Consider the following 15,255-nt stretch of genomic DNA (forward strand, 5'->3'; position numbering starts at 1 on the left):
TTCCCTGACGGACGGGCCGAAAAAAGTGTGACGGGCGGGTGGGGAAGCTTTTTGCGAGCGCTGTCGGAAGGCGCGGGACCGGTCTGCGGGTGGCGGTGTGGCGGGTGTCGGGCCGGGTGCGGTGGGCGAGCGCGTGGCGGCGTGAGGGGCTCGTTGGCCTGCGGCATGCCGGATTGGGCGGTACTTCGCGCGGAGACGACTGAGGTCCAGCTTCTCTTGGCTGCTCGCGGCCTGGGCCCATGGACGCGATCCTGGTGACCCACACGTTGCTCGGATCACGCATGCGAGGACGAGGGCCGAGCGGCCTCGTTCGAGTCGCCGTCCACAGGGCCGTCGGGGTCGCGTCCGGGATTGTCCACAGGCTGTGCATGAAGAGTGTGGTTCGGGTTCGATCCGCGGCGAGCGGAGGTTGTCGTCGTGACCTCCGCTCGCCGGTGGGTGCGGTGGGTGCGGTTCAGCCCGCGATGGGTGGTTCGACCAGGCTGATCCACCAGGTGTCGCGGCCGTCGGTGTGGCCGATCATCGCCTCCGCGAGTGCTCGGCGGGCGGTGAGGGCTGTGCGGCGCCAGTCGGGGAATCGCCACATCCAGCGACGGATCTCGCCGAGGTCGTGGCCCTCGTGATGGAGCGCCGCGCCCAGGTGGCCGATCTCCGCCCACCGTGGGCCCAGCGCCACCTGGCCCCAGTCCACGACGGAGAGTCGGCCGTCGGATCGGATGATCATGTTGGCCGAGGTCAGGTCCGTGTGCAGGAGGCGGTTGCCGCACAGCGGGCCGGTCCGGGTGGCGGGGAGGTGTTCCCGCAGCCGGCCGACGAGCGTGGGCAGCCCGGCGCTGCGGCCGGGTTGGATGCGCCCGATGCGGTCCACGACCCCGACCACCTGGGCCATGTCGGGCGAGCGGAGACACAGCCGTACGGGGCGACCCTCGACGTGCTCGAAGACGAGGACCCGCCACCCGTCGACCGCGCCGTGGTGCAACAGGCGCGGAGACAGGATGCCCGTGACGGCACTCGCCGCGATCTCGCTGGTCTGGGCCCGGGCGGACAGGGGGGCGGTGGCCTCTTCGGCGGCTTTGACGAACACGAGGCCGGTGGGGGTGGTGACGGACGCGGCGAAGGAACTGGTGTGGGGTCCGGTGACGGGTTCGACGGCGTGCACGGGGCCGACGGTCTTCTCGACGAATTCGGTGACCTGATAGGGCAGTTCCCGCCATGCGTAGCGCCTGGTCACATCGCCTCCCGCATGGTCTCGCCACCGGGCGCGATGGGCACCGAAAGCGGACGACCCACAGCGCACCCGAACTCGTCGACGCGCCGCAACTGCCTTGTCAATGCCGTGAGTTCGGCGTCCAGGTCGAGCACGACCAGATGACCGATCGGACACAGGTACGGCGACCGCCCCACCTGCTGCGGCTGCACGACGGCGACGCGCTCCGAGGCTGCGGGAAGCGCAACGATCGTCCCGTCGGGCAACTCGGCGTGCTCATCGACGTGCCGGACACGCGAGCCGACACGGATCGGCAACTGCCCCTCGGCTGGATATTCTTGAATCTCCATCACTGCCTCACGGTGGATAGATGGCGACAGCGGCCGGGCTCACGGCTGGAATCGAGAACCCCGGCCGCTGTCTGGAAATGGAGCGACGGTGTGGATCGCCACCCGGCCGGCACTTGATACCGGCGCTCCTCTCCTCGGCTCAATCAGCCTGAGGTAAAAGGGCCGACCGGCGGCGTGTACAAGGCAGCTACGGCTACCTCCGTCTCCAAGATCTCGACATCGAGCAGCCGGGTCCGGAAGCACGTGCCACCAGGCGTCCGAGCAACCACGAGCAGCTCCGTCGATGACACGCAGATGCCACACAAACCGGATCTGCCATCCCGAATCCAGGCACCGGGGTGCCTGCACAGGTGCGCGTAAACACCTGCTGCGTCAGCTGGTTGGGGAGTCTCAGCCACAGGAAATGGCCTCCCGTCAGAGCAAGGAGAAGTACGACCAAAGAGGGGTGAGGTCACCACATGTAGCGAATCGCTCACATGCAGGCTTGCATGCAAATATCGTTGCATCAAGGCGTCGCAACCCAGTGCGTACGCCCGCGAGTTCCAAGCGTGGCAGTCGCGTGATGCATGGGAGCAGGCATGAGGAAACCGCCGCGTGGCATCGCCGCAGAGTTGCGCCGCCTACGTCTTGAGGCCGGACGACGAATCGAAGACGTGGCTTCGGATGTCGGCTGGAACAAGAGCAGCGTGTCCCGGCTGGAAACAGGCGTAACTCCCGTTCAACCCCGGCATGTGGCCGAGCTTGCCGGTCCCCTGCGCCTGACTCCAGTCGCGCAGATGCGCTTGGAGCGGATGCTCGGCATCGTGCGTGAGCCAGACCAATGGTGGGTGAGGTACCACGAAGTGCTGAGTGACAGGTACGAAGAACTCATCTACCTGGAGTCTCGGGCACGAAGCATCGATGTCGCGTCCACGCTCGTTCCCGGTCCGATGCAATGCGAGGGCTACGCGCGAGCGACGATGATGCGATCGGCATTCGTTCCCGATCCCGATGACGCCGAGATGCTCCTGGAAGTGCGACTTCAACGCCGCCAGGTCATCACGAATGGAAGTGCACAGATGGCTGTGACACTGTCGGAAGCGGCCCTTTGGCAGCGTTTCTGTGGACCGGTAGCCTTGCAAGCGCAGTTGCATCATTTGGTGGAACTCAGTCGACTCGACAACGTCAGCCTCCGCATCGTGCCGTTCGACGCACTGATCGCCCCGTCGTTGGGCCCAATCACCGTGCTGACGCTTCCCGAAGCCGACTCCACCGTTGCACACGTGGAGTACGAAGGCGGATCACAACTGCTCAAGGATGCTCGAAGCATCAAACGGTATCGCCGCAGTCTTGAGTACGTTCGACTCGCCGCCGCAACCGAGGACGAGTCGCGACAGATGATCCTGAAGAGATTGGACGTTCTTTGAGCACGGTCGAGACGTACACGTGGCGAAAGAGTCAGCGTTCGGCGCACAACGATGCGTGTGTGGAGGTCGCACCGCTACCCGCCAAGACCGGCATACGCGACACCAAAAACCGAAGTCTCGGCCACCTCGAAATCGCCCGCACCGCATGGGTCGAACTCGTACGCGCGCTCAAAGCCTGACCGTCGAAGGTCGATCCGCTTACAGCGGCAGCGGCGAACACACCGACGCGGCAAGGTGGTTCGTCTCGGTCTGCGTTCGACGGGTGTGGCTTCCGGTGACCCTTCGGGACGGGCTTGCGGTGTCGGGAGAGCGGGAGTAGGGGCCGAACGGCTGCTATCGTCCGCGATTGGTCCGCCACCCCAGACGTGGGCCCAGTCCCGGCGCAGTCAGATTGGTGCTCTTTCGTGGATAGCGACGTCAACCGCCCCTTGGGCGGCCCCGGTTCGACCATGCGCCTCGTCGTCACCGGAGGCGGGACCGGCGGCCACACCTATCCCGCGCTCACCACCGTGCGTGCGCTTCAGGCCAGGCTCGCGGCCACCGGCGGGACGCTGGATGTCCTGTGGGTCGGGACGGCCGACAGCCTGGAAGCCCGTGTCGCGGCCGGCGCCGGAATCCGGTTCGCCTCCGTCGCGACCGGCAAGATCCGCCGCTCCGCCAATCCGCTGAAGATGATCTCCCCGGCCAACATCAAGGACATGGTCCGCGTACCGCTCGGCGTCCTCCAGGCCCGCCGGATCATCTCCGGCTTCCGTCCCGACGTCGTACTCGCCACAGGCGGCTATGTCGCCGTCCCGGTCGGCCTCGCCGCCCGATTGACCCGTCGCCCCCTGGTGGTCCACGAGCAGACGGTCCGACTGGGCCTGGCCAACCGGTCACTCGCCCGCCGGGCGACACGCGTTGCCGTGTCCTCCGAATCGACCCTGCCGCTTCTCCCCGAGGCGGCCCGGGCGACGGCCGTCGTCACCGGCAATCCGGTTCGGCCCGAAGTGCTGTCCGGGCAGGCGGACAAGGCGGTCCAAGTCCTGGGCCTGGCAGGCTTCGACCGGGACCGCCCCACCGTCTACGTCACCGGTGGAGCACAGGGATCGCAACAGATCAACACCCTGGTACGCGACATCCTGCCGTGGCTGCTGTCGCACGCCAACGTCATCCACCAGTGCGGCCCGGCCAACCTGGCCGACCTGCAACAGCACACCGCGACGCTCTCCGCCGACCTCGCCCCTCGCTACCTGCTGACCGGCTACGTGGGCCCGGAACTGCCCGACGTACTCGCCCTGGCCGACGTGGTGATCTCCCGAAGCGGCGCGGGCACGCTCGCCGAACTCACCGCGCTGGGCAAGGCCGCCGTCTTCGTCCCGCTGGCCACCTCCGCGGGCAACGAACAGGCGCACAACGCCCGCCACCTGCACGACGCCGGCGCAGCCGCGGCTCTGCTCGGCGAAGCCACCCCGCAAGCCCTGCGCGACGCCGTGGAACCCCTGCTCACGAATCCCGACAGGCGCACCGAAATGGCCAGGCAGGCCCAAAAACACGGCCGCCCCGACGCCGCCGAGCGCTTGGCCGACGTCGTCCTGTCCGCCGCCGGTAACCGGTAGCAGTCCGGCCGCGATTCGCACGCCGGGCGGCCCACCATCAACACGCGCGCTTCGCGCAATCCGTACCGTCACCGGGGCAATCGGCAACGCTCCACACCGGGACCGGGGGCCGAGATCCGGGTGACCTGTCGGCCCGGCGCTGGTCGGGTGCGGGCCTCACGCCCTCGTGATCACCCGGGGCTGCCCGCCGTGCCGTCGGCGCGGCGGCGGTGGAAGGTGCGGCGGTAGGCGTCGGGGGGCACGCCGACCGTGCGGTTGAAGTGGCGGCGGAGGGTGGCGCCGGTGCCCATGCCGGTGGCCTCCGCGATGACCTCGACGCTGTCGTCCGTGGTCTCCAGCAGCTCCTGGGCGCGGTGGATCCGCTGGGTCAGCAGCCACTGCAACGGAGTGGTACCCGTCATCGACCGGAAGTGGCGGCCGAGGTGGCGCGAGCTCATGTTCGCCCGGCGGGCCAGATCCTCCACCGTCAGCGGCTGATCCAGGCGCCCGGCCGCCCACGCGAGCAGCTCGCCGAGCGGGTGGTCGTGCTGTTCGGGCATCGGGGTGGCGACGAACTGGGCCTGGCCTCCCGGTCGGTGCGGCTGTACGACCAGCCTGCGGGCGAGCGCGTTGGCGATCACCGAGCCGTGGTCGCGCCGGACCAGGTGCAGGCACAGGTCCATCGCGGCAGCCTTGCCCGCCGAGGTGAGCACGCTGCCGTTGTCGACGTAGAGCACGTCCGGGTCGACCTCGACGCCGGGAAAGCGCGCGGCCAACACCTCGGTGTGCGCCCAGTGCGTGGTGGCGCGCCGACCCTCCAGCAGACCGGCGGCGGCCAGCACGAACGCGCCCGTGCACAGCGAGGCCACCCGCGCGCCGGCCTCGTGAGCCGCGCGTACGGCCTCGACGAGCTCCGCCGGCGGGTCCGTGTCGACGTCGGCCCACCCGGGGACGATCACGGTGTCGGCCAGGACGAGCCGGTCGAGGCCGCAATCGGGTTCGAGCAGGAAGCGGCCGTCGGCCCGCACGGTGCCCGCCCCGCAGATGGCGAGCTCGTACCAGTCCTCGACCGGAACCGGTGGAACCGTGCCGAACAGCTCGTAGGCCAGGGCCAGTTCGAAGTGCAGTATCCCGTCGGCGACGGCTATCGCAACTGTGCTCACGTCCGGAATTGTACGCATCGTGTCGTTCCGGACGCTCGCGCCGGGGTCCGAGCGGTCGCCACGATGTCCGGGGAAGCTTTTCGGACCGGGGAGAGTAGTGCCATGCGCGCGATCAGTCAGGACGTTCTGGGCGGTCCCGAGGTGCTGAAGGAGGTCGAGTCGGCGCGGCCGGTGCCCGGCCCGAGCGAGGTGCTGGTCAAGGTGCGCGCCGCAGGCGTCAACCCGACCGACTGGATACACCGGTCCACGGGCCTGATCCTGGGCAGGCCGCCGTTCGTGCTCGGCTGGGAGCTGTCGGGCGTGGTGGAGGCGGTCGGCCTGGGCGTGACGATCCATCGGCCGGGCGACGAGGTGTTCGGCATGCTGAAGTACCCGTACGGGAACGGATCGCACGCCGAGTACGCGCTCTCGGCAGCCCGCCATCTGGTGCGCAAGCCCGCGAACCTCGACCATGTGCAGGCCGCGGCGCTTCCGCTGGCCGCGCTCACCGCCTGGCAGGCCCTGGTGGACACCGCGGACCTGCGGGAGGGGCAGCGGGTGTTGATCCACGCCGCGGCGGGCGGGGTCGGTCACCTGGCCGTACAGATCGCCAAGGCGCGCGGCGCCTACGTCATCGGCACGGCCCGCGCGGCCAAACACGACCTCGTCCGCGAGCTGGGCGCCGACGAGATGATCGACTACACGACGACCGACTTCGCCGAGGCCGTGCGGGACGTGGACGTCGTGCTGGACGGCGTCGGCGGCGAATACGGGCCACGCTCGTTGCCGACCCTGCGCAGGGGTGGCATCCTCGTCGCGATCGTGAACCACGTCAGGGACCTGGACGTGCAGCGGTACGGGGTCCGCGCCGCGGAGATGCTCGTCGAGGCCGACCACGCGTCCATGCAGCAGATCGCGGCCCTGGCCGGGGCGGGGCGGCTGCGCGCCGCCATCGACTCGGTCTTCCCGCTGGCGGACGCGGCCAAGGCACACGAGCGCGGGGAGACCGGCCGGGTCACCGGCAAGATCGTCCTGACCGTCTGACCGTCCGACCGATGGCCGGACATGGCCACACGGTCGGGACTCTCGGCCGTAGCGCGGCCCGAGGAGCCGCCCAGTCCGAGCGGGCCGGTTGCGTACGCCATGGCGTATACAACCGGCCGGCTGCCACCTCCACCGCCGCGCACCTGCCGCGACGCCCGCTGCCGTGCACCCGCTGCGGCACCCGCACCCGCCGACGCCGGGCCCGATGCCCGGCAACGACTCACCCGGCCACGCCCGCTACCGCCGCCGGTGTGGCGAACCCCGATGCGGACAGGGCCGATGCGGACGGGCGGCCATGACGTTCCGGCGACCCGAGCACACCGATGCCGACGGCGCCCGTGGCCGATCCGGCGCGGTGAGCATCGGGTCCTGGCGCAGGATCGCCGCCTGAAGGTCACGCAGCCGCGGACCCGGATCCAGACCCAACTCCTCCGCACACAATCGCCGACCGGCCTCCAGCACGGCCAACGCCTCCGCCTGCCGCCCCGATCGGTAGAGCGCCAACGCCAGTTGCGCCCTGGGCCGCTCCCGCAGCGGATGCTCCCGGACCAACGCCATCAGGTCCCCGATCACCGAAGCATGCGCGCCGAGCGCGAGTCGGCACTCCGCCGCCTCCTCCAACAGTGCGGTGTGCTCCTCGGCCAACCGCGCCCGCTCGGCCTGCGCCACCTCGTGATCGACCAACTCCGCGAACGGATCCCCGGTCCACAACGCCAGTGCCGCACGCAGCAGTTCGTCCGCCCGATCGAATGCACCGGCGGCGCCGGCGGCCCGGCCCGACTCGGCCAGCGCATGCCACCGCGTGGTGTCCAGCCGCCCGGCCGGCACCTCCAGGGCGTACGAGTCATCGCGCGTAGTCAGTACCCGATAGGGCGCCCGCCGTCCCGGCTCCAACACCCGGCGCAGGCCGGACAGATAGGCATGCAGCGTCGATCGCGCGCCGGGCGGCGGTCGGCCGTTCCACAGTTCCTCGGCCAACCGGTCCACCGGCACCGCGACCCCGGGCCGCAACAGCAGCAGCGTCAACAGCTCGCGCTGCCGCCTCGGCCCGATGTTCAGCGCGCTTCCGTCGGGGCCCAAAACCCGGGTCGGCCCCAACACTTGGAAGGACAAGCCCCCCGACTCATCGTTGCGCGGTGGCTCCCCAACCTGCCCGCGCGACGGAATCCCCCTCGTCATATGGAAAGTGACGACACATCACAAGATGGGGTTCCGCTCCGCCACCAAGTCGAGGGACCCTCAGGCTCTCCCGGGCCGGCTCCGCCCGGGACCACGCCGCGCCGCAGGTGCCGACGTCGGTACCTGCGGCGCTGTCGGTGTCGTCCCGTACGCTCGCTGGTTCGGTCGCGCCCCGCCCCTACCGCCGCGACCCGGGCCGGGCCCGTCGGGGTCCGTCGTCGAAGAGCTACGGAGTCGCATGATCAACGACATCGTCATCACCGGCGCGCGCGAGAACAACCTCAAGGACGTCTCGCTGCGCATACCGAAGGACCGGATCGTCGTGTTCACCGGTCCGTCCGGATCCGGTAAATCGTCGATCGTCTTCGACACCGTCGCGGTCGAGTCGAAGCGGCAACTCAACGAGACCTTCTCGGCATTCGAACGCAAATTCCTGCCCCGTTACGAACGCCCGCACGCCGACGCGATCGAGAACGTGTCGCCCGCCATCGTGGTGGACCAGAAGCCGATCGGGTCCAACTCGCGCTCGACGGTCGGCACGATGACCGACATCAATCCGCTTCTGCGGGTGCTGTTCTCGCGCGTCGCCGAGCCCTCGGCCGGCACCCCCAGGGTGTACTCGTTCAACGACCCCGGCGGCATGTGCACCACGTGCGACGGCATCGGTCGGACCGTACGGGCCGACTACACCCGCCTGCTGGATCGGTCCAAGTCGCTCAACGACGGCGCCTTCGTGCTGGGCCTGCTCGCGGTCGGGCTCTACCAGGCATCCGGGCTGTTCGACAACGACAAGCCGATCGTCGACTACACCGACGCCGAGTTCGCGCTGCTCACCCGAGGCGACCCGAACCGGGTGATCAAGTTCAAGTGGGTCACCTCGGACGGCACGGCCAACGTGACCTTCGAGGGCCTGTACACCCGCTTCGACCGGCTCTACGTCAACCGCGACGTGTCCACGCTCAGCGCCAAGACCAGGGAGACGGTCGAGACATACCTGACCGAGGGCCCCTGCCCGGACTGCGCCGGCGCCCGGCTCAACCCGGCCGTCCTCGCCGCGCGGATCGACGGGCGCAACATCGCGGACTTCTGCGCGCTCGAAGTCGGCGACCTGATCGAAGTGTTGGCCGGGATCGACGACCCGATCGGCGGGCCGGTGGCCGAGGCCGCCTCGGCCGCCCTGCGCCGGATCGTGGACATCGGCCTGTCCTACCTCAGCCTGGACCGGGAAACCTCCACGCTCTCCGGCGGCGAGGGACAACGGCTCAAGATGGTCCGCCACCTCGGCTCCAGCCTCACCGGCATGACCTACATCTTCGACGAGCCCAGCGTCGGTCTGCATCCGCGTGACGTACACCGACTGAACGAACTCCTGGTCGCCCTGCGGGACAAGGGCAACAGCGTGCTCGTGGTGGAGCACGACCCGGACGTGATCGCGGTCGCCGACCACGTGATCGACATGGGCCCGCACGCCGGCTCGCACGGCGGTGAACTCGTCTTCGCGGGCACGGTGAAGGGGTTGATCGAGTCGGACACACTCACCGGTCGCTTCCTGAACCGGGGCACGGTGGTCAAGACCGACTACCGCACACCCACCGGGCACATCCCGATCCGCGGCGCGCACCTGCACAACCTCAAGCACGTCGACGTGGACATCCCGACCGGCGTGCTGACCGTGTTCACCGGCGTCGCGGGCTCCGGCAAGAGCACCCTGGTATCCGAGGTCTTCGCCGGCGCGCACCCCGACACGATCGTCATCGACCAGAGCGCGATCGCGGCCAACTCTCGTTCCACGCCCGCGAGTCACATCGGGATCATGGATCCGATCCGGGCCCTGTTCGCGAAGGCGAACGGAGAGAAGCCGGGCCTGTTCAGCTTCAACTCGGCCGGCGCCTGCCCGGCCTGCCAGGGACGCGGCTCGGTCACCGTGGAGATGGCCTTCATGGACCCGGTGACCACGATCTGCGAGCGCTGCGAAGGGCGGCGCTTCGACGACAAGGTGCTGGGATATCCGCTGCGCGGCAAGTCGATCATCGACGTCCTGACGCTCACCGTCGAGGACGCGCACGAGTTCTTCACCGAGAAGCGCATCCGGCCGCACCTGGCCGCGCTCGCCGAGGTCGGTCTGGGCTACGTCACGCTGGGCCAGCCGCTCGGCACGCTCTCCGGCGGCGAACGGCAACGGCTCAAGCTGGCGGGCGAGTTGCACAAGACCGGGAGCGTGTACGTGCTCGACGAGCCGACCACCGGACTGCACATGTCCGACGTGGACATCGTGATCGCGCTGATGGACCGGCTGGTGGACGGCGGCAACACGCTTTTGGTGATCGAGCACAACCTGGACGTGGTCGGCCGGGCCGACTGGGTGATCGACCTGGGACCGGACGGCGGCAAGCACGGCGGCACGGTGGTCTTCGAGGGCACACCCGAGCAACTTCTGGCCGCCGAAAACTCGTTGACCGGCGAATACCTGCGCCGCAACCTCGACCGGGACGCGAACCGGCACTAGGTCCTGTCCGGGGTCGGAGCCGGGCCCGCCTCGGGCCCGGCTCCCGAAGCTCAACGCCGGTCGCTGAAGCGGATGTCCAGGCTGCGCAGATAGGTCTGCAGGCCCGCGTCCTGAATCGGAATCAGGTGCGCGGGGCTGCCGGACTCGTTGTGGTGGGCGTGCCACTTCCCCGGCGGCGTGACGAACGCGCCTCCGGGTCGCCAGTCCACCCGCTGCGGGTCGACGATCTCGCCGTGCTCGTCGAGTCGGTCGCCCAACAGTGTGTAACAGCCCGGCTCGCAGTCCAGGATCAGGTCCAGGGCGACCGACTGGTGCCGGTGCGGGCGCTGGATCTGGTCCACCGGGAGCAGGCCGAACATCGCCCACAGGGTGTGCGTGACGGTCAGCGTCTGGTCCTGGTCGATCGTGTTCAACAACACGCTGACCCGGTTCTTGGCGTTGGCGCCGGGTGCCTCGGCGATCCGGGTGAGTTCCTCCACCGCACGATGCCGGGAGAACTTGGTCGGCCGGAACCGGGCCTGGTTCGGGGTGACTCCGAGGTAGCGCAGCAGCGGCTCGTCGTGCACCCAGTAGAAAAGCGATTCCTGCGCGGCGTGATGGGTGATCTCGCCCAGGTCCGGCAGGACCAGGAAGTCGCCCTTCTCCCACTCCACGGCCTGCCCGCCGACCAGCGACACGCCCCGGCCGTACATGACGTAGTACAGCTGCGAGGTCGCGTTCGGCCGCACCGTGAGCCGGTCGCCCGCGTTGATCCGGACGAAGTTGGCCAGCAGTGCCGGACTGGTCGCCGGGCCGCCCGCGATCCGCATCGGTTCGGCGAGGTCGAGCGGGATCACCCGAGTGGCCCCGCCGGCGTGCAACTCGGCCGGGAAACGCTCCACCGGCACGGGCGTCGTGTACCCGGCGCCGATCGGGTTGGCCGCCTTCGTGTACTCCCAGTAGACCGCGTCCTCACTCCACGCGGCGGCGGTCGCGGCGAGCGGCCCCTCGAAGCCGAATCGGGCCACATCGACCAGCGGCGGCGCTGCGACGGTGGGATCGAAGAGCGCGGATTCCCGCTCTCCGGACCGGTGCTGATCGGCCGTCACCTCGGGCTGCGCGGTCATCCGAAATCCCTTCACGAGCGACTCCCCCGGTCCTGCCATGGTGCCACCGGGCCGGTCACCGTGGAGAGCGGGAAGTCTCACACCCGCGACGCGGTACGCCTCACGAAGGTCACGCGGTACGCAACTGATCGCCTTCCGGGCGATCCAGGGGGTCGGCGCAGGTGGCCTGATGAGCGTCACCGTGGTCGTGATGGCCCGCCCGGCTCCGGGAGCCCGGCGACAAGGGTGGCCCCGGGGTGCTCGCGGGCATCGCGCTGCGGATGTGGGAGCCACGCCCGGCGACGGAGGACGCTACGCCGGAGCCGGGGCCAGCGGCGGGTGGGGCGGCGTTACCCGGCGATCAGGCGCGCGTATTGGCCCTTGTGGAACATCAGCGGTGCGGTGTCGCGCGGCAGGTCGAGGGCGGTGACCGCGCCGATCACGATCACGTGGTCGCCGCCGGGCAACTCGTGCGCGATGTCGCACTCGATCCAGGCCACCGCACCGGCCAGCCCGGGAGCGCCGTTGCCGGCCGGCACCCAGTCGACACCGGCGAACTTGTCGCCGCCGCTGCGGCCCATCGCGCGACACACGTCCTGCTGGTCCTCGGCGAGAATGTTGACCACGAACCGGCCGGCCGCGCGCACCCTCGGGTAGGTCGTCGAGGTGAGCGCCGGAGCGATCGAGATGTACGCGGGCTCCAGCGACAGCGACGTGAACGACTGACATGCCATGCCCACGGGCGCGCCGTCGTGAATCGCGGTGACCACCGTGACGCCGGTGGCGAAGTGGCCCATGACCTGACGCATCCGCGCCTGATCGATCCCGGCCGACGGCGACGTGGCGCTGGACATGGCTGCCCCCAGGGGTCAGAAACTGGATTTCGCATATGACTAATAGTCGTATGCCTTTTTGTCTCGGCCATTGAACGGCGGAACTGACGAACCGTCAATAACCCGGACCGGGCTTTCCTCCCGTGATCACCGCCACCTTGACGGCCCCTTTCGGCGTGTTCGGGAACTTAGGCGTGCCTGCTGCACGTCCGGATCAGTAGCAGTAGCGTCGTCCGCGACGTCATACATCCTCTGGAAGGACACACCCATGGCCGTGAGCCTGAGCAAGGGCGGAAACGTCTCCCTGACCAAGGAGGCCCCGGGCCTGACCGCGGTCGTCGTCGGCCTCGGCTGGGACCTGCGCACGACCACGGGCGAGGACTTCGACCTCGACGCGAGCGCGATCGTGGTCAACGCGACCGGCAAGGTCTACTCCGACCAGCACTTCGTGTTCTTCAACAACATGAAGACCCCGGACGGCACCGTCGAGCACACCGGTGACAACCGCACGGGTGAGGGCGAGGGCGACGACGAGCAGATCAAGGTCAACCTCGCGCAGCTTCCCGCGGACGTCGACAAGGTCGTCTTCCCGGTCTCGGTCTACGACGCGGACAACCGCAAGCAGTCCTTCGGCCAGGTCCGCAACGCGTTCATCCGCGTGCTCAACGCCGCGGACAACGTCGAGCTCGCGCGCTACGACCTCTCCGAGGACGCGTCCACGGAGACCGCGATGCTCTTCGGCGAGCTGTACCGCGCGGGCACCGACTGGAAGTTCCGCGCCCTCGGCCAGGGCTACGCCTCCGGCCTCGCGGGCATCGCCAAGGACTTCGGCGTCAGCGTCTAGCACCCGAGCCTGCGGCCACCGGGTCGACACGCGACTTGGGCTGCGGCCGCCTCAAGCGCCGGCGAGGCTGGTTGGCCTCGAACGCCGGCCGGGCTATTCAGCCCGGCCGGCGTTTTGCGTGCCCGAAGACTTCCCGAGCGACCTGGACCAAGCCGATCCGGCCCGACCGGCATCCCGTGGCCGATAACCGGAGCCACACGATCCGCTTCGGCCCGGTTGCCTCATGCCGAGAACCCAGGCCGGACAAATCCGGCACGGCCCGTACGCCGCATGCCGAGAACCCCAGCCAGGCGAACCCAGCCCGGCCGGCGCTTGAGGCCAAGTAGCCGTAGCCCCGCCGGCGCTTGAGGCGAACCCGGCCCGGCCGGCGCATGAGGCCAACCAGCCCCGCCCGACACCCCCTCGCCTTCCGTTGGCCGGAAACCCGATCCGCGCACGGAGTTTGGTCCGCCCGGACCCGGCAAGGCATGAGGGCGTCGAGCATGAGCGGAAACCCCCGATATACGGAGTACGTCCGCTGTTCCACCGAAAGGCACGATCCGAGACCCAACCCATCTGGGAGTTCCCGTGAACACGACAGCGACCGTCATCCTGATCGTGGTGATCGTCGTCGTCCTCGCCGCCGCGGCCTTCTTCGCGGGCCGTCCGATGATGCGGCGCAGGCACCTGCAGGCCCGATTCGGTCCCGAGTACGACCGGGCCGTCGAGCAATACGGCGACCGGCGCGAAGCCGAACGCAACCTGGTCGAGCGCGAGCGTCGACACAGCGAACTCACGCTCAAGCCGCTGGACTCGGCCGCGCGGGAGAAGTACGCAACCGAGTGGACCGCGGTCCAGGAGCGGTTCGTCGACGCTCCGGACGACGCGGTACAGGAAGCGGACGAGCTGATCACCCGGCTGATGCGCGAGCGGGGCTACCCCACCGGCGCACACGACAAGCGCATGGAACTGCTGTCCGTCGAGCACGGACACACGCTGGAGCACTACCGCAAGGCGCACGAGATCGCCCGGCGCAGTGAGGCCGGCGAAGCCGAGACCGAGGACCTGCGCCAGGCGATGATCCACCACCGCGCCCTGTTCGACGATCTGCTCGGGCAGCCGTACCGGTCGCGACAGGGTGGCACCGCATCGACCTCGACCGACGCCACCGATTCGCGCCCCATCACGCACGACGGGCACACCGATCAATGGCAGGCCGCGCCGGGCGAGGCGAACTCGTCCCGCGTGGACACCTCGAAGCCCGAACAGCGCTGATCTTCGGCTCGGCCGACACGTCGTCGGCCGAGCCGCCACCAAGGATTCACCCGCCGGGGCGCCCTCACCGGGACGTCTCGCACAGCGGCGCGACATCCGTCGTTCCGGACGAGAGGACCACACGATGCGCAAGCAGAATTTCCCGAGCGGGCCGGGCGCTTCCGGTCCCGGCCGGGACGACGCACCCATAGTCGAGCGCGACGAACGAGACCGCGCCGCTCGCCAGGCCAGGGTCACCGACGGCCCCGGTCCGAGCGTGGACAACCCGCCGGAGCCGCCCGCTCGTGCCATGCCGCACCAGCAGCACGACCAGGCGGAGCCCTACGGCACCACCGTGCACCCGACCCCCCGAACCGGTCGGGACGCACCGCCCGCGCCGACGAGCCCGCCGGCCGGGGCCGATCCGCGGGGCACGTCCGGCACCGGGCCCGTCAGGGACCGGACCCGGACGGACGATTCCACCGGCCGAAGCAACGGCACCCACGACAACGACGACGCGGCCATGTTCGACCGGGCCGCCGCCGAGGAGCTCAACCACCGCTTCCGCGAGGCACTCGCCGGATTCGTGGACAGCCCCTCGGACTCCGTCTCGGAGGCGGACGACATCGCGGCCCAGGTGACCAAGCTGGTGACCGACTCGATTCAGACCCGACGTACCGAACTGGAGCAGACCAAGCGCACTGCCGGCGGGGACACCGAGCAGTTGCGGCTCGCATTGCACAAGTACCGGACGTTCCTGCAGAGCATGCTCAAGCTCTGAGCACGCGCGGCACGAGTCGAGGGCCATAGGCCGGGGCCGCGAGGCACGATCGGCAGGACGGGGCGGGG

At 69.5% G+C, this 15,255-nt stretch carries 14 protein-coding genes; 8 read left to right on the top strand and 6 right to left on the bottom strand.

Features of this window, described 5'->3' with window-relative positions; genetic code table 11:
- Positions 1-454: 454 nt before the first annotated feature.
- Positions 455-1,231, bottom strand: a complete 777-nt coding sequence (locus A3IC_RS0137115; RefSeq protein ID WP_020555147.1) for a phosphotransferase — start codon at positions 1,229-1,231, stop codon at positions 455-457.
- Positions 1,228-1,557: a hypothetical protein gene (locus A3IC_RS0137120; protein WP_158696236.1), complete on the bottom strand. Its 330-nt coding sequence runs from the start codon at positions 1,555-1,557 to the stop codon at positions 1,228-1,230. The genes A3IC_RS0137115 and A3IC_RS0137120 overlap by 4 nt, the downstream gene beginning before the upstream one ends.
- Before the next feature lie 578 nt (positions 1,558-2,135).
- Between A3IC_RS0137120 and A3IC_RS0137125 the strand changes: the two genes are divergently transcribed.
- The 3 genes from A3IC_RS0137125 (at position 2,136) to A3IC_RS0137135 (ending at position 4,561) form a co-directional block, all read left to right on the top strand.
- A complete protein-coding gene (locus A3IC_RS0137125) occupies positions 2,136-2,963 on the top strand; it encodes a helix-turn-helix domain-containing protein (protein ID WP_079026916.1) in 828 nt (275 codons plus the stop codon).
- Positions 2,960-3,142 carry a DUF397 domain-containing protein gene (locus tag A3IC_RS73775; RefSeq protein WP_026219176.1) on the top strand — a complete coding sequence of 61 codons (183 nt, stop codon included), beginning with the start codon at positions 2,960-2,962 and terminating at the stop codon, positions 3,140-3,142. Before A3IC_RS0137125 ends, A3IC_RS73775 begins: the two co-directional genes overlap by 4 nt.
- Before the next feature lie 270 nt (positions 3,143-3,412).
- A complete protein-coding gene (locus tag A3IC_RS0137135; RefSeq protein WP_020555151.1) occupies positions 3,413-4,561 on the top strand; it encodes a UDP-N-acetylglucosamine--N-acetylmuramyl-(pentapeptide) pyrophosphoryl-undecaprenol N-acetylglucosamine transferase in 1,149 nt (382 codons plus the stop codon).
- Positions 4,562-4,731: 170 nt separating this feature from the next.
- Here the strand turns inward: A3IC_RS0137135 and A3IC_RS0137140 are convergent, their stop codons facing one another.
- Positions 4,732-5,721, bottom strand: a complete 990-nt coding sequence (locus tag A3IC_RS0137140) for a helix-turn-helix domain-containing protein (protein ID WP_079026917.1) — start codon at positions 5,719-5,721, stop codon at positions 4,732-4,734.
- A gap of 84 nt (positions 5,722-5,805) precedes the next feature.
- Here A3IC_RS0137140 and A3IC_RS0137145 point away from each other — a divergent pair, with 84 nt between their 5' ends.
- Entirely contained in the window at positions 5,806-6,726 is a 921-nt protein-coding gene (locus A3IC_RS0137145; protein WP_020555153.1) for an NADP-dependent oxidoreductase, read from the top strand.
- Between the two features lie 237 nt (positions 6,727-6,963).
- Here A3IC_RS0137145 and A3IC_RS58720 read toward each other — a convergent pair whose 3' ends face one another.
- Positions 6,964-7,839 (bottom strand): AfsR/SARP family transcriptional regulator, encoded by an 876-nt coding sequence (locus A3IC_RS58720; protein ID WP_158696237.1) that lies wholly within the window; start codon positions 7,837-7,839, stop codon positions 6,964-6,966.
- A 304-nt stretch (positions 7,840-8,143) separates the two neighbouring features.
- On the opposite strand from A3IC_RS58720, the gene A3IC_RS0137155 reads away from it, so the two are divergent.
- On the top strand, positions 8,144-10,411 hold the full coding sequence (locus A3IC_RS0137155; RefSeq protein WP_020555155.1) for an ATP-binding cassette domain-containing protein: 2,268 nt from the start codon (positions 8,144-8,146) through the stop codon (positions 10,409-10,411).
- A gap of 50 nt (positions 10,412-10,461) precedes the next feature.
- Here the strand turns inward: A3IC_RS0137155 and A3IC_RS0137160 are convergent, their stop codons facing one another.
- Both A3IC_RS0137160 and A3IC_RS0137165 read right to left on the bottom strand, forming a co-directional pair.
- Positions 10,462-11,517, bottom strand: a complete 1,056-nt coding sequence (locus A3IC_RS0137160) for a cupin domain-containing protein (RefSeq protein WP_020555156.1) — start codon at positions 11,515-11,517, stop codon at positions 10,462-10,464.
- Positions 11,518-11,846: 329 nt separating this feature from the next.
- The gene (locus A3IC_RS0137165) at positions 11,847-12,350 is read right to left on the bottom strand and encodes a flavin reductase family protein (protein ID WP_040877776.1); all 504 of its coding nucleotides are present in this window, start codon (positions 12,348-12,350) and stop codon (positions 11,847-11,849) included.
- Positions 12,351-12,597: 247 nt separating this feature from the next.
- Here A3IC_RS0137165 and A3IC_RS0137170 point away from each other — a divergent pair, with 247 nt between their 5' ends.
- From A3IC_RS0137170 to A3IC_RS63135, 3 genes are all read left to right on the top strand, one after another.
- Positions 12,598-13,173, top strand: a complete 576-nt coding sequence (locus tag A3IC_RS0137170; RefSeq protein ID WP_020555158.1) for a TerD family protein — start codon at positions 12,598-12,600, stop codon at positions 13,171-13,173.
- 567 nt (positions 13,174-13,740) lie between these two features.
- Positions 13,741-14,427: a hypothetical protein gene (locus A3IC_RS0137175; protein WP_020555159.1), complete on the top strand. Its 687-nt coding sequence runs from the start codon at positions 13,741-13,743 to the stop codon at positions 14,425-14,427.
- Between the two features lie 124 nt (positions 14,428-14,551).
- Positions 14,552-15,187 carry a hypothetical protein gene (locus A3IC_RS63135; RefSeq protein WP_052173983.1) on the top strand — a complete coding sequence of 212 codons (636 nt, stop codon included), beginning with the start codon at positions 14,552-14,554 and terminating at the stop codon, positions 15,185-15,187.
- The last annotated feature ends 68 nt before the right edge of the window (positions 15,188-15,255 follow it).

Source organism: Embleya scabrispora DSM 41855, assembly GCF_000372745.1.
In the GTDB taxonomy this organism is placed as follows: Bacteria; Actinomycetota; Actinomycetes; order Streptomycetales; family Streptomycetaceae; genus Embleya; species Embleya scabrispora.

What these genes read in the sequence shown, in the direction of transcription:
- A3IC_RS0137120 (WP_158696236.1), bottom strand. Translation starts at nt 1,557, where the DNA reads ATGGAGATTCAAGAATATCCAGCCGAGGGGCAGTTGCCGATCCGTGTC.
- A3IC_RS0137125 (WP_079026916.1), top strand. Translation starts at nt 2,136, where the DNA reads ATGAGGAAACCGCCGCGTGGCATCGCCGCAGAGTTGCGCCGCCTACGT.
- A3IC_RS0137135 (WP_020555151.1), top strand. Translation starts at nt 3,413, where the DNA reads ATGCGCCTCGTCGTCACCGGAGGCGGGACCGGCGGCCACACCTATCCC.
- A3IC_RS0137140 (WP_079026917.1), bottom strand. Translation starts at nt 5,721, where the DNA reads ATGCGTACAATTCCGGACGTGAGCACAGTTGCGATAGCCGTCGCCGAC.
- A3IC_RS0137145 (WP_020555153.1), top strand. Translation starts at nt 5,806, where the DNA reads ATGCGCGCGATCAGTCAGGACGTTCTGGGCGGTCCCGAGGTGCTGAAG.
- A3IC_RS0137155 (WP_020555155.1), top strand. Translation starts at nt 8,144, where the DNA reads ATGATCAACGACATCGTCATCACCGGCGCGCGCGAGAACAACCTCAAG.
- A3IC_RS0137160 (WP_020555156.1), bottom strand. Translation starts at nt 11,517, where the DNA reads ATGACCGCGCAGCCCGAGGTGACGGCCGATCAGCACCGGTCCGGAGAG.
- A3IC_RS0137165 (WP_040877776.1), bottom strand. Translation starts at nt 12,350, where the DNA reads ATGTCCAGCGCCACGTCGCCGTCGGCCGGGATCGATCAGGCGCGGATG.
- A3IC_RS0137170 (WP_020555158.1), top strand. Translation starts at nt 12,598, where the DNA reads ATGGCCGTGAGCCTGAGCAAGGGCGGAAACGTCTCCCTGACCAAGGAG.
- A3IC_RS63135 (WP_052173983.1), top strand. Translation starts at nt 14,552, where the DNA reads ATGCGCAAGCAGAATTTCCCGAGCGGGCCGGGCGCTTCCGGTCCCGGC.